The sequence below is a fragment of the Mesorhizobium sp. RCAM 06353 genome (genome assembly GCF_059683585.1).
On record NZ_JCASIY010000002.1, the window covers coordinates 519680 to 532987 of the forward strand.

Genomic DNA, 13308 nt, shown 5'->3' on the forward strand with positions numbered 1-13308 from the left:
CGGGCTCGCCGCAGAAACTGGACGAATTGGCCAGGGTTCAATTCCGATTGTCATCCCTTTGCGATCTTTGCTCATGGGGCGACTGCGGCTTGATTTTCAGGAGCCTTGTTTTGCGGAACCACACAAAGATCCGCGTAACAGGCGTTCTCACCCGTGTAGTTGGCCAGGGCTTGGAGCAATGGGCTAAGGTAGTACTGTTTGATGTGGTCCGGCATTGTCTCCGGATCACCCAGAGATTTCAATGCCACCTCGATCAACTCGATCGCGCGATCCTTGTCGCCGCTCTCGTAATAATACTGAGCGACCGGGAGGTACCAACGGAATTTAAGGGGGCCGTCGCCTTGTGGAGGATTCAGTGTCAGGATCTGTTCCGAGAGCTTGTCGCCCATCGCAAAGCGCTCAGTACGGGGGAGATGGGAGTTGTCCATTTCCGGATCGAAGAGTTGGTTCAGGGCCATGACCATCCAAGACACGGCCTCGAATTTTTTGTCGATCGCGTCCTCGACTAATTGGCGCATGGCTGGCAAGCCGGCCCGCATGTCGCGCAGCTTGTGAAGCAGTAGATTCGCATGAGTTTCCCGGAACCCGCTATCATCTGGCATTAAGGCGAGGCCTTCTTCGATGGCCGTGAGTGCCGCCATCCAATCCTCGGCCTCCATCGCCGGCCGAAGTTTGGCGTATATCGGCATGGTCAGCGATTGTTCGCGCGCTGTGCGTTGGTGACTGGCAATCCGCTCCTTATCGGCGGCTTTCGCTTCATCGCTGCTGCGCCAGCTGCCGTTAAGAACCTTCGGCAAAACGTCCTCGAGGTCCGCCGGGTGGCCGATAAAGGCGATGTGGCCGTCCCGGTCGACCACGAACGAGGCCGGAATCCCGACAGACAAGCTGGGTTCCATCCAAAGCTTGTTCATTTCGCCTGTGTAGTCGAACGCGATCCGATAGTTCAGATTCGATCCCTTTTCGGTCAACCACGCGTCCAACTTGGTTCGGGCCTCAACGGCCGTTGGAGCGTCTTCATCCGCCGCGACTCCGATGACCTCAAGTCCGCTGTCCTTGTGTTTCTCCTGGAGCTGCACTAGGTGGGGCATCGCCGCCACACATGGTCCGCACCAAGTTGCCCAAAATTCGACGATGTACACTTTGCCGGGCTGGAAGTTCGTGAGGGGCTCGCCACGCAGCCAGTCCTCCACTTTGATCGAAGGAGCCGGGGACTCCATCTGCAATACCATGTTGCTCTCCAAAGCTATTGCCAAAGGTTGCGCGCTTTATGCGCGAGCTTGTTTCCCTCAGGCGGGGCAACACGGGAAAGGAGAGCATCGCTCGTCTTGTTCGTCTGCATGCAGTCAGCCTTCACTCAGTGTTGCCGCATCTCAATTCGCAAAGGCCGTGCCAGCACGCTCAGCGCGCAATAAGCCCATGATTGCGCTTTGAAAAACCTCCAAGTGTCCAAGATGTCCGGTTGTATTGAACCCGACATGTTTTCTGCCGCTGTCAGGTTTTGGACACGCATGACGCGCTTCGCGCCACAAAAAGCATGGCCACGGACGACGCAACAATATTCGGATTGAGGGACGAGTAGATGGACATCATGACTGCGCGGGCCACGCCATGCTCCTATCATCGTCCGCTTCACGCCGACTGGCCCGAGCTTCTTGCTCCGGTCCGGCCGGCTATTGCGGATCTCGCCACTTGCGATTGCAAGGTGGCTGCTCGATCCGACCGCGTGTGCCCTCCTCGCTCCGCCTGGGCGATTGAATTCCTAGTTGGCGACATATGAGTTCGTCACGACGAAGCCGGTCCAGCTGCGGCTCGCGAATACCGCCATCGCCAGATTGACGATGATGATCGTGGCGAAAAAGCCCAGGATGAGTGGCGGCATGTACCGTCCGGCGAGCTCTCTCCGGGATTTTTCTGGTCTCGTGTCGTTATCTTCTGTGTCCCCTGTGCTCAGGCGCTACAGGGACCGCCTGATGCGAATGTGAGCGTTGTCGGAATTGACCAGCCCGAAAACCGCCCAGTCGTCACGCGGGTCGGGCCGGGCCGGCTGAAAACGCTGAAAATGCAGCCGCCCTCGCCGCTACTGGCTACCGTCCCAGGCGATGATAACGTAATTGATGCCATCGATTCCCGCCGACTACGGCCAAGAGAACAACCGTCTCGACTTGAAGTTGGGGCCTCGGCCACGGCACGGTCTTTGCGTCGTTCAGCTCCCAGCCAATAGTGAAGGAGATCGCGATAGCGCGCATGCGATGCCGCTACGGCTCCGACCTCGGCCTGCCGCGCTGAAACGACTCTGCTTCTGCCCTGACGCCGACCTGCGAAGCCGTGGTTTTGGCTCTATTAAGGAGCGCCTCTGCGCGGCCGGTCTCCGCGTTACGGATCATCTCGGTCGAGCAGAACCCCGCGAGCGCGCTAGAGACGTCCGGGGGTTCTCGGCGACGGCGCGGTCAGATTGGCTCCGAGGAGCTTCGCGAAATTTCCCGCGTTTGCCGCGACCTTTCTCCGAATTGGCTCCAGAATCGGTGACCTAGGGGAGCAGAGCTTCGAACAGCATCGGTGCTACGATCCATTCAGCGAGCCAAAAACAGCGGCAATGGCGGCTTCCCAACTATCCATCTCGTGACGCCGCCGAAGAGCCGCTCACGCAGCCGGCGGCTGCCATAAGCGCCCATGACGATCATGTCGGCGGACGTGTCGATTGCGTGCTGCGCGAGCACCGTGGCCACCGGTTTGCCAGCGCTCGGCAGCCGGTCAACCGACACCCAAGCACCATGGCGAGTGAGATAGGCAGCGATGCGGGCTCCCGGCTCAGCGCCGTTTCCGTTGCAGGTGGCCTCCGGATCGACCAGTGCGATACGAACTTCCTCGGCACCGGTTAGCAGATCCAGCGCTTCCCGAACCGCACGGGACGCCTCCGCTCGCGAATCCCAGCCGACCAGCACGCGCCGCGGCGACAGGGTCGCCTCAGCGCCCTTGGGCACCACAAGCACCGGCCTTCCGGTATCGAACAAGCTGCCGTTGATAACAAGAGGTCCGAGATTAATGTCGTTGAGAAGTGCGGGGCCGACGATTGTCAGGTCGCTGCAGAGCGCCCGCTGTCGCACCGCGTCACCAACGCTGGCCTGATCGCAGTAGTCGGTATCGACGTCATAGCAAAGCGACATGGCTCTCAGCAGTCTCTGAATTTCCCTGGTGGTTTTTTCCAGTCTGGCCATGTCCTGTGAAAATCTCTCGATCTGCCTAAACCGTTTGTCCAGTCTGGCAATGGCCTCTGCGCGTTGTACAGGCCACTCGGGGATGCCATCGCCGAGCGGCGGAGGCGACATGACGAGCGGCGGAGGCGACACAATCAGTACGGAAAGGTGCGCGCCAAATTCGGCACACAAACCGGCAGCTGTTCTGACGTCCTGATCGGAATGATCAGCCCCCGTCACACTAAGTACGCTTTTGAAACCCATTTGCCTGCTTCTTCCTGAGTATGCGTTTAGGGGCGTTTCAGGCCGCAAGACCGGCTCACGGCGAGGGTGGGAGTGCCACCACACCCGGCACTTGATTCAGTCGGCCGGCTTCTCGAGCGAGTAGCCGGCCGACCTCACGGTGCGAATGACGCTGCCGGGCGAAGCTGACTTCAGGGCTTTTCTCATCCGGCTGATATGGACATCAACGGTGCGTGGACCGACATGGACGTTGTCGGGCCAGGCCCTGCGGATAAGCTCATCCCGGCTGAAGACCGTGCCGGGAGCTTCAATCATAAGCCGCAGCACGTTGAACTCGATGAGTCCGAGGTGAATGTCGTGGCCATTGCCGCGAATCCGGCGGGCATCCACCTTCATCTCGAGGCCGCCACAGGTGAGCCAGCCGCCGTTTTCAACCCCGTTTGCCCCCCGCTTCGTCAGCGCCAGCCTCGCCCGTAGACAATCGAGCAGCTTGGCCGGGGCGATCGGCCGCATAAAGCTCTCGTCAATGCCTGCCTTCAGGAGATCGAGGTGCTGGTTCTCGGCGCCGGGCGCGATCAGGGCAATAATGGGCAGGCCCCCAGTCCGGGGCCCCCGCTTGAGCCGGGCGCAGATTGCGGACCCGGTTATGCTCGCTGGCCCGCAGTCCAGCACCACGGCCTGGAAGTCCCGTTCGTCGGCCATTGCAAGTGCTTCCTTGGCGCCGCCTGCCGGCTCACTGGTGAAGCCGTCGACCTCCAGTATGTGGCTGAGGAACAGATAGAACTCGGCATCTTGCGAACAGATCAGGACGAGAGGCTTCATCAGCGCTACCCCAGGAACGAGATCGGTCTCGACCGCGTCGGTTAGTGGGCTGGCATCGCAGCTCCTCCAAGGCCTGACATGACCCCCTTGTTCGAAACTCGGTTCCATCACACCCGTGCCACGTCGGGATAGGTTTCGATGGCTGCGATGCCATCGCCGACCAGTTTCGTGCCGGCCTCGGCGAGCTTCCAGAATGTCTCGAAGCCGAACCGGTGGACGTCGCGCAGGGTCTTCGACAGAACGACCAGCCGTCCGGCCGTGAAAAGCACGCGCCCAAAGCCCTCATGGCTCATCTCCATCATCGGCGATGCCATCAGGCCGCAGCGCTCCTCGATCGCAAGCCCGACGGCGGCATAGAACTTATCGAGCCTCCACAGCACGTCCGGATCGGGATCGCCGATGATCGGGATCGCACGGCGCTGTTCCCTGGTGATGATGAAGTCGGCCAGAAGCTCGGCATCCGGTTTGCCTTCCCATGACCCGTAGGAATCCTGAGCACGGATCAGCCGCACGAGGCATTTGACGAACGGGGTGGCAAGGGCCGCCTCGTCCTCGGCGACAGCAGTGCTAGCCGCGGTATCTGACATTTCGCCTTCTCCTCATTTCAGTCGTCCTCGAAGGACGGTTTCTTCTCGGCGACGCCTGCCTCCGCCAGCACCTTGCGCAGCCAGGGGGAGGACACGTCCTGAGCATCATCTGCGTGCGCAACAGCACCTCCTGGATGGGTTGGGGGTGCGGCACCTTGATCGGATGGATTTTTGCCGAAACTACCTTGGCCGCGGAAGGCCCGCCGATCGCCAGACAGAACAGGAGATGACAGCCCTTCAGCGCCTCCACCTTCGGCGTGATGCGGTCATCGCCCTCGCTGCGATGCTCCCCGCTCTCGTCGGAAACGTCATCGAAGGCCACGGCTTCCACGAGGTTCCATTCCACGCGCGTCACGTCGTAGACGGCAAAGCGCCTGGCGGACCCGAAATGGGCATTGAGGTCCTTCATGTCTTGCGTGGCGATGGCCACGCGCAATGCGCCCGCTCGTCGTTCCGGCATCGGTGTGTGAACCTCGTCAGTGACGAGCGAGAGGCGACGAAAGGAGCTCATCTGGCATTTCTCGCTTATGGAATGGATCAAGTGCCTCAGGCGTCGGCGCGTGCTGGTTGGCCTGGAAGATGTTGGCAACCTCGAAGATCAGGTCGCGGGTGCCCTGATAGAGGATTGTGAGCTTGTGCTGGCTGCCGAGCCGGTCGAAGACCGGGAACCCGACGCGCATGAGCGGAATGCCAAGGCGCTGCGCCGCCTGGCGGCCATGGGAATGGGTGACCAGAAGATCAGCGCCGGCGGCAAGAGCTTCCAAATCGCCGAGATCGCCGATCTGAACGTACTGCGCCGGTACTTTTTCCAGAATTTTCGACATATCGGTCGTGGAGACCGCCGCCGCGATTTCGGAGCCCATGCCGACGAAGAAGGTCGCGAGTTGATAGAGTTGGTCTGGTTCAGCAGCGATCGCAATTTTCTTGCCTCCGAAATGGAAATGTCCGTCGAGTAACGCATCCTGCAATTGGCCCCGGCGACGGCGCACCCCGGCCGGCACCAACGCGCCTGAAATCGCGGACAGCAGCGAGACGAACCGATCGGCGCCCTTCAATCCGGTCAGCGACTGGAACAGCACGTAAGGCACGCCGGTCAACTTCTGCAGCACCTCCGCCGGGCGGCGCATATGCTCGCCGATGGCGATGCAGTGTTCGGCCGTGCCAAGCTCGCGGATATCCTCGACGCTGGTGCCGCCATAGGTGGTTGTGACCCAACGGTCGGGCACGGTGCCGTCGAGCGAGCCTGAAACGTCCGGCAAAATCACCGGCTTCAGCCCAAAGCTTTCAACCATCTCACGCAAATGCTCGATGTCAGCCACAGTGAGGTTCCAGCCGGGCAGGATTGCGATCTTTTTTGATTGCCGCGCCTGTTCGCCGGGCCGTGTAATGCCTTCGATCATCGCCGTAACAGCCTTGGCCCAGCCCTCTTCGATCGCGCCGTCGAAATCCGGCGTGTTGGCCAGCACGATCTCCGTACCGGCGATTTCTTGCGCGTGCTTCAGCCTGATGTCGGCGATGTCTCTTGCGCAATCTTCGCCACGGGTTTCCACCAGTGCGGTCGTGCAGACCCCGATCAGCTTTGGCTTTGTGCGGACCTTGAGGTTGAGGATCGCCTCTTCCAGATTGTCCGCCCCGCCGAGGATCGTCGTCACTTCGTCCATCGCGGTGGTCTGCAAGGGGATCGCTTCCTTGAAATGCCGCACAAAGAGCACGAGCGCGAAGCTGGTGCAGCCCTGGCTGCCGTGGAACAGTGGCATCGCACCGTCGACCCCAAGAAAGGCCAACGCCGCACCCAGCGGCTGTGACGATTTCAGCGGATTGACGGCTGCCGATTTGGTCTGGGAAAGAATGCGGGCCATCGGCTTTCCTCAACGCTCGCCGCAATCGCCGGCCGGCGTGCCGGCGACTTCCTGGACAGCGTGCAACGTCGCGGTCTCGCTCTTCGCGCCCGGCAGTTCGTCCTCCACCGCAGCCTGGCAATCCCACGGTGCCGGCTCGCGCACTTGGGACCAGATCGGGTTATGAATGGCGAGGTCGATCTGGCGTACGAGTTCCACCATGCCGTCATAGCCTGCATAAGGGTGTTGGCGCTCCTGGTTGATATCGAGCCAGGGTGTCTTGGCCTTGAGCGCGATGAATTGCGTGCGCCCGCCCGACAGCATGATATCGGCCTTGTGTTCTGAGAGCATGGCGTAAAGCTCGCGCGCCGCCATCTGCTCGAACATGTGGTTGTCGTCCTTCAGTATCTGCTTGATGCGCTCCTTGTCTTCGACCGTGGATTTCTTGACCGAGGTGCCGACGATCTCCATGCCGATCTCCATCAGCGCGTGGACGATCGACCAGGACTTCACGCCGCCTGTATTGAGCAGCACGCGCTTGCCTTGAAGCCGCCGCCGGTAGGCCTCGAGCTTCCTCCACGCAATCGCCTCTTCCACTGCGATCAGGGTCTGTGTGCGGTGAAGGATCTCGCGATCGGCGCCCTTCCTCACGAGCAGCTCAGCAATGTTGCGAAGTGCTTCCGAGGTGTCGGTAATGCCGTAGAAGGAGCCTTCGAAGAACGGGATGTCCCAGCGCTCCTCCATCTTGCGGGCAAGATTGATGAGTGCCGTCGAGCACACGATCATAGCCGCCCGGGCGCGGTGCGCGGAAGCAACGTCAAGGTAGCGCGCGTCGCCCGGAATGCAGGCGCGCACCCGGATCCCTAGCCGATCAAGCAGCGGCTTCACCAGCCAGAATTCGCCGAAGAGGTTGAATTCGCCAAGGATGTTGATGTCGTACGGTCCGGCGTCATCGGGTTCTACTGTGCCGATGACGTGATCGAGCAACGCCTCGGCGGCGAGCTTGTTGCCGAGGTTCTTGGAGCCGGCCAAGCCCGGCGCATTGACCGGCACCACGGCCAAGCCGAATTTTTCCCCCGCACGCTTGCACACGGCCTCGATGTCGTCGCCGATCAACGCCGTCACGCAGGTCGCATAGACGAAGATCGCTGGCGGCGCATATGCTTCCCTAATCTCGCGGATCGCCTTGAAAAGCTTGCGCTCACCCTGCCCCATCACCACGTCGAGTTCGGTCAGATCGGTTGTGAAGCTTGTGCGCCAAAGCGTTGCCCCGGACGAAGCCGCTCCGCGGTTGTCCCAGGAATTGCCCTCGCAGGCCAGCGGCGCATGGACCAGGTGCGCGACGTCGGTGATCGGCTGCAGCACGATCTTGGCGCCGTCAAAGGCGCAGCCACCGGCTGCCGCCCCAGGGGTCAGCGGCTTCGAGCAGCCTTGTTTGCGCGCCTTGGCATCCTTGCCGCGGTTTCTATCGCAGGCGGGCTCGTTGAAGACATCCTGGATTTTGGCGCTGAGCGAGGACATTGCGTCGGTCTCCAAAAGTGCATTGGAAGGCGGCCAGCCTCGGCGAAAGACCGGCCGCCGCTACTAGCGGGTGAGGTCATAAGAATAGTCCGTCACACCCGTCTCGCTGGTCTCGCGATCGAGCTTGTCGAAGATCTTGTCGAGGATCGTCGTCAGGACGCGCAGCCCGCCTTGGTAGCCCATGAGCGCAAAGCGATGGTGATGGTGCCGGTCGAAGATCGGGAACATCAGCCGGATCAGCGGCGTGCCGGTGTCGCGCTCCAGATACTTGCCATAGGAATTGCCGATCAATAGGTCCACCGGCTCGGTGAAGAGCAGCGAGCGCATCGCCCAAAGGTCCTTGCCCGCCCAGACCTGGGCGTCCTTGCCGAAGGGCGAGGATGCAAGCAGTTCCTTCATCTCGGCTGCCCATGCCGAGCTGCCGTTGGTGGCGAGGCAATGGGTCGGCTCGCCGCCGGTCTCCATGACGAAGCGGGCCATGGCGTAGACGAAGTCCGGATCGCCGTAGATCGCGTATTTCTTGCCGTGCAGCCAGGACTGGCTGTCGGCCATGGCATCAACCAGTCGGCCGCGCTCAAGGCGGATTGTCTCGGGGATCTCCTTGCCGGAAAGCGCCGAGACCTTCATCAGGAATTCGTCCGTCGCCTGGACGCCGAGCGGATAATGGAACGAGGCCGTCGCCTGCCCGACTTGCTCGCAGTAGTCCAGCGTTTTTCGGGTGTTGTAATACTGCAGCGAAAGTGTCGCCTCGGCGTTGAGTGCCTCCTTCACGTCTTCGATCTTCGTACCGCCATCATACATGCGGTATTCACCGTCCGATGGCGTGTCGAACTGGTCGGAGGCGTCCTGGATGAAGGTGTAGGATACGCTCATCAGATCGAGCAGGCGCTTGAGTTCCCGGTTGTTTCCAACGCAGAAGCCGTCGAAACCGGGAATGACGTTGATGGTTCCCCCGGCTTCCGTGCGCTCCTGGCCTTTCCAGAAGTGCTCCAAAATGCCCTTGACCATTACGTCATAGCCATCGACATGGCTGCCGACGAAGGCGGGCGTGTGGGCGAAGGGCACGTCGAAATCGCGCGGGACCGAGTTTTCGTCCTTGGCGTTCTCGATGAAGCTGTGCAGGTCGTCACCAATGACCTCCGCCATGCAAGTCGTCGAGACGGCGATCATCTTCGGATCGTAGAGCTGGTAGGTGTTGGCGAGCCCGTCGACCATGTTCTTCAGGCCGCCGAATACTGCCGCATCCTCGGTCATCGAGGAGGAAACCGCCGAAGCAGGCTCCTTGAAATGGCGCGACAGGTGTGAGCGGTAATAGGCCACGCAGCCCTGGCTGCCGTGGACGAAGGACATGGTTCGTTCAAAGCCGGCGGCCGCGAACACCGCGCCGAGCGGCTGGCAGGCCTTGGCGGGGTTCACGACAAGCGCTTCGCGGGCGAGGTTCTTTTCGCGGTATTCCCACGTCTTGGTGAATTCGCGTTGATCGGTAACGATCTGATCCGGGTACGGACATTCGAAATTCAGCTTCTTCTCGGCGAGCATCTGCCTGTATTCCGGCTCGCGGAACAGGGGAGCGTGGTCGAGAATTTTTTCAGCCGACTGCGGCATTGGTGATTACCTCTTTTCATCTGGCTGCCCCATAAGGCAGCTCAGGGACGTCGAGACGTTTCAGGTGTCCCCGCGGGCCACGGGGCCGCGGGCGTTCATCGTCTCCCTTGGGGAGACCAGGCTAAGGCCGGGTGTTATTCGGCAGCCATCGCCCGCCCACGGCTCGGACTTTTTTTCCAAGGCGCGTCGTAAAGGCCCCAGACCGGGTTGTTGATGGCAAGATCCACGTCGCGGGCGAAAATGGCAAAGCCGTCATAGCCGTGATACGGTCCCGAATAATCCCAGGAGTGCATCTGACGAAACGGTATGCCCATCTTCTGCACGGGGTATTTTTCCTTGATGCCCGAGCCAACGAGATTAGGGCGAACCCCCTCGATGAACTTCTCCAACTCGTAACCGGTCACGTCATCATAGATCAGCGTGCCGTTCCTTACGTAATGGCCTGTGCGCTGATAGTCGTCGTTGTGGGCGAACTCGTAGCCTGTGCCGACGATCACCATGCCGAGGTCCTCGTAGGCTGTGATGACGTGGCGGGGGCGCAGGCCGCCGACGTAGAGCATGACAGTATTGCCTTCGAGGCGCGGCCGGTACTTGGCGATGACCGCATCAACAAGCGGTCTGTACTTGGCGATAATCTTCTCCGTCTTCTCTTCGATTTCAGGCCCAAAATGCCTGGCTATCTTGCGCAGGGAGGCTTCGATCTGGGAGGGGCCGAAGAAATTGTACTCCATCCAGGCGACGCCATACTTTTCCTCCATGTGCCGGCAGATGTAGTTCATCGACCTGTAGCAATGGATGAGATTGAGCTTGGCCTTCGGCGCGCGCTCTATCTCGGCGAGCGTGGCGTCGCCCGACCAGTTGCCGACCACGCGCAGCCCTATCTCCTCGAGCAGGATGCGCGAGGCCCAGGCGTCGCCGCCGATATTGTAGTCACCGATCACGTTGACGTCGTACGGGCCGGCCTCGAACTCCACGTCCTTCTTCTCGAAGACCCAGTCGCGGATCGCGTCGTTGGCGATGTGGTGGCCGAGCGATTGCGAGACGCCGCGGAAGCCCTCGCAGCGCACCGGCACGATCGTCTTTCCGTGCTCCTTGGCCTTGTTGCGGGATACTGCTTCGGTGTCGTCGCCAATCAGGCCGATCGGGCATTCGGATTGCACGCTCATGCCGTTGTTGAGGGGAAACAGTCCCTCAATCTCGTCGATGATCTGTTCCAGCTTCTTGTCACCGCCGAAAACAATGTCCTTCTCCTGGAAATCGGAGGTGAACTGCATTGTCCCGAACGTGTCGATGCCCGTCGTGCCTACATAGTAGTTGCGGCGCTGCGACCAGGAATATTGCCCGCAGCCGACCGGGCCGTGCGAGATATGGACCATATCCTTGATTGGACCCCACACCACGCCCTTAGAGCCGGCATAAGCGCAGCCACGAATCGTCATCACGCCCGGAATGGACTTGATGTTCGATTTGACGTCGCATTCGGAGACGACCTCGCCTTCCTCGCCAGCCTCGTCCCCGCTCTTTGCGACGCTGAGGTGCTTTTTGCGACGCTTCGCCGCCTTGTCGGGATATTGCGACAGCACCTCCTCGATAAGCTTCGCATGGAGAGTGCCGTCATTCTCGTAATCCAGGCTCATGGGACCCCTTTAAAGGTTCGAGTGACGCCTCACCGATGAGGCGCCGTTCTTTGAAAGGCGCGTCAGCTCAACGCGGCGCCTCGTGGCGGCAGCGCTCTACTGGGCGGCCGCTTTCGTCGTTTCCTTGGCCTGAAGCTCGGCAAGCATCTGCTCGTCGGTCTTCATGATGCCGAAGTCGAGCAGCATGTCCTCGAGCTCCTCCATGGTGATCGGAGTCGGCACGGTGCCCTGCCCCGAATTGCCATGGATCTTCTCGGCCAGCGCGCGGTATTCCCCCGCCTGCTTGGAGTCCGGCGCATACTGGATAACCGACATCTTCCTGAGCTCGGCGTGCTGGACGATGTTGTCGCGCGGCACGAAATGGATTAGCTTGGAATTGAGCCTGGAAGCCAGTGCTTCGGCGAGGTCGAGCTCGCGGTCGGTTTGACGCTCGTTGCAAATCAGGCCGCCGAGCCGCACGCCGCCCGAATGGGCATATTTCAGGATGCCCTTGGCGATGTTGTTGGCGGCATAGAGCGCCATCATCTCGCCGGACATGACAATGTAGATTTCCTGGGCCTTGCCCTCGCGGATCGGCATCGCGAAGCCGCCGCACACCACGTCCCCGAGCACGTCGTAGGAGACATAGTCGACATCGTCATAGGCGCCGTTCTCCTCGAGGAAGTTGATCGAGGTGATGACGCCGCGCCCGGCGCAGCCGACACCCGGCTCGGGACCGCCGGATTCCACGCACTTGATGCCTTTATAGCCGACCTTGAGCACGTCCTGGAGCTCGAGGTCTTCGACCGAACCTTCCTCTGCCGCGAGGTGCAGGACCGTATCCTGCGCCTTCGAGTTCAGGATCAGGCGCGTGGAGTCGGCTTTGGGGTCGCAGCCGACGATGAGGATCTTCTGCCCAAGGTCGACAAGTGCGGCGAGCGTATTTTGGGAGGTGGTGGACTTGCCTATGCCCCCCTTGCCGTAGAATGCGATCTGACGCAGACCTGACATGTAGCTTTCCTTCCTTCGTTCCATCCATCGCGGCTGCCCGCGACATGCCGGTCGGCAGCTCTCGCCGCCTCACACCCAAAGGGTCTCAAGATGCGTGCCAATTGGCTTGATCGAACACAAGAAAAATTTTGATGTTGCTTTTCAGCTATTTAGCCTGAGGGCAAACAGTGCTCGTCGGAACAAGCCCGTGTAGCAGACGCGACAAAGGCGACAGAAAGATCGGATGGCGCCGCTCGAGACCGCTACAGGTTGACCTCGGTGTCCGGAGCAAGTTGGAGCAGCGAGTTAAGGCGACTTTGGTCGAGAGACCTGCTGCAGAGACTTCGGTCCACGCGTAGCTGTGTATCGCTCCAGGCTGCTTTTGATCCCGCGCGGTTCAGCCTTTGTCTTCTCGATCGCGAGGTTTGCTTCTTCGCATCAGACGTCACAACTGTTACTGTAGGCTTGGCTGCCATTTCTGCTGATACGCTTGGATTGACCCCAAGGCGGTCATTTGCACCAACGGAAACCGAGCACAACTGTCCGAGCTCATGGATCGTCACGCTGGGAATAGCTGCCTTGGCGATCTCGCACAGGTGTCGGTGATGCGTCAGGTAGATCACCTGACCGGCACATGCCATGTCACCAAACAGTTTGAAGACCTCCTCGGATCGGACGTGCTCGAAGGTCTCCATTATATCATCGGCGATAAAGGGCACGGAGGGCCTAGACGGAACCGTCGGCCGTCAGCTCCGAGATTGACGGGCGCGCCATCGACGACCGTTTCCCAGATCAGGCCTCCGTTCCTACTGACCGACAGGCCTCCTTCAGTCGCGGCGTAAATCGTGTCGGCGTCTTTGCCGATGCGGCGAGGTTGATCAGCTTGGGAGCG

The 13308-nt window shown here is 60.6% G+C and carries 10 protein-coding genes and 2 pseudogenes; all 12 read right to left on the reverse strand.

What is annotated here, in order from left to right; translation table 11 throughout:
• Nucleotides 1–71: 71 nt before the first annotated feature.
• Entirely contained in the window at nucleotides 72–1229 is a 1158-nt protein-coding gene (locus AC56QX_RS38750) for a TlpA disulfide reductase family protein (protein WP_497118558.1), read from the reverse strand.
• A gap of 530 nt (nucleotides 1230–1759) precedes the next feature.
• Nucleotides 1760–1879, reverse strand: a complete 120-nt coding sequence (locus AC56QX_RS38755; protein WP_497118559.1) for a FixH family protein — start codon at nucleotides 1877–1879, stop codon at nucleotides 1760–1762.
• A gap of 691 nt (nucleotides 1880–2570) precedes the next feature.
• Nucleotides 2571–3458 carry a universal stress protein gene (locus tag AC56QX_RS38760; RefSeq protein WP_497118560.1) on the reverse strand — a complete coding sequence of 296 codons (888 nt, stop codon included), beginning with the start codon at nucleotides 3456–3458 and terminating at the stop codon, nucleotides 2571–2573.
• Between the two features lie 96 nt (nucleotides 3459–3554).
• On the reverse strand, nucleotides 3555–4259 hold the full coding sequence (locus AC56QX_RS38765; RefSeq protein WP_497118561.1) for a response regulator transcription factor: 705 nt from the start codon (nucleotides 4257–4259) through the stop codon (nucleotides 3555–3557).
• Between the two features lie 107 nt (nucleotides 4260–4366).
• Nucleotides 4367–4846 carry a NifX-associated nitrogen fixation protein gene (locus AC56QX_RS38770; protein WP_497118562.1) on the reverse strand — a complete coding sequence of 160 codons (480 nt, stop codon included), beginning with the start codon at nucleotides 4844–4846 and terminating at the stop codon, nucleotides 4367–4369.
• Between the two features lie 17 nt (nucleotides 4847–4863).
• Nucleotides 4864–5357: pseudogene (gene nifX, locus AC56QX_RS38775) on the reverse strand (nitrogen fixation protein NifX).
• Nucleotides 5323–6705 carry a nitrogenase iron-molybdenum cofactor biosynthesis protein NifN gene (gene nifN, locus AC56QX_RS38780; protein WP_497118563.1) on the reverse strand — a complete coding sequence of 461 codons (1383 nt, stop codon included), beginning with the start codon at nucleotides 6703–6705 and terminating at the stop codon, nucleotides 5323–5325. The pseudogene nifX and the gene nifN overlap by 35 nt, the downstream one beginning before the upstream one ends.
• Before the next feature lie 9 nt (nucleotides 6706–6714).
• Nucleotides 6715–8205 carry a nitrogenase iron-molybdenum cofactor biosynthesis protein NifE gene (nifE, locus tag AC56QX_RS38785; protein WP_497118564.1) on the reverse strand — a complete coding sequence of 497 codons (1491 nt, stop codon included), beginning with the start codon at nucleotides 8203–8205 and terminating at the stop codon, nucleotides 6715–6717.
• Nucleotides 8206–8268: 63 nt separating this feature from the next.
• Complete coding sequence (nifK, locus tag AC56QX_RS38790) at nucleotides 8269–9810, reverse strand: nitrogenase molybdenum-iron protein subunit beta (protein WP_497118565.1); 1542 nt, start codon at nucleotides 9808–9810, stop codon at nucleotides 8269–8271.
• Nucleotides 9811–9944: 134 nt separating this feature from the next.
• Nucleotides 9945–11447: a nitrogenase molybdenum-iron protein alpha chain gene (nifD, locus tag AC56QX_RS38795; protein ID WP_497118566.1), complete on the reverse strand. Its 1503-nt coding sequence runs from the start codon at nucleotides 11445–11447 to the stop codon at nucleotides 9945–9947.
• Between the two features lie 96 nt (nucleotides 11448–11543).
• Nucleotides 11544–12437 carry a nitrogenase iron protein gene (nifH, locus tag AC56QX_RS38800; RefSeq protein WP_497118567.1) on the reverse strand — a complete coding sequence of 298 codons (894 nt, stop codon included), beginning with the start codon at nucleotides 12435–12437 and terminating at the stop codon, nucleotides 11544–11546.
• Nucleotides 12438–12961: 524 nt separating this feature from the next.
• Nucleotides 12962–13144 (reverse strand): annotated as a pseudogene (locus AC56QX_RS38805) (hypothetical protein); the annotation flags it as partial.
• Nucleotides 13145–13308: the final 164 nt, after the last annotated feature.